A 752-nucleotide genomic window follows, 5' to 3' on the forward strand; every position below is an offset into this window, starting at 1 on the left:
GTGCACGTCGAGATCCCGCTGCAGGCGTACTTCCGCATCAACACCGAGAACATGGGCCAGTTCGAGCGGACGCTGATCATCGCGGACGAAGACAGCTACATCCACTACATCGAGGGCTGCACGGCCCCGATCTACAAGTCGGACTCGCTGCACTCCGCCGTGGTCGAGATCATCGTGAAGAAGAACGCCCGCGTGCGCTACACGACGATCCAGAACTGGTCGAACAACGTCTACAACCTCGTCACCAAGCGTGCCGTCGCCCACGAGGGCGCGACCATGGAGTGGGTCGACGGCAACATCGGCTCCAAGGTGACGATGAAGTACCCGTCCATCTACCTGATGGGCGAGCACGCCAAGGGCGAGACGCTCTCGGTCGCCTTCGCCGGCCCCGGCCAGCACCAGGATGCCGGCGCGAAGATGATCCACATGGCGCCGTACACGCAGTCGTCGATCGTCTCGAAGTCGATCGCGCGAGGCGGCGGTCGTGCCGGTTACCGCGGTGAGGTCCGGGTGGATGCGAACGCGCACCACTCCGCCAACACCGTGCGCTGCGACGCGCTGCTCGTCGACACGAAGTCGCGGTCCGACACGTACCCGGCGATCGACATCCGCGTCGACGACGTGCAGCTCGGCCATGAGGCCACCGTCTCGAAGGTCAGCGAGGAGCAGCTCTTCTACCTGCAGTCCCGCGGCATGCCCGAGGACGAGGCGATGGCGATGATCGTGCGCGGCTTCATCGAGCCGATCGCGCG

Annotated in this window: 1 protein-coding gene; it reads left to right on the plus strand. The window is 65.2% G+C overall.

The genetic code is table 11. From position 1 onward, the window contains the following. The coding region (gene sufB / locus LC452_RS21745; RefSeq protein ID WP_223629016.1) for a Fe-S cluster assembly protein SufB at nucleotides 1–752 on the plus strand (752 nt) is incomplete at both ends.

The organism is Microbacterium sp. EST19A (assembly GCF_019969685.1).
Classification (GTDB): domain Bacteria; phylum Actinomycetota; class Actinomycetes; order Actinomycetales; family Microbacteriaceae; genus Microbacterium.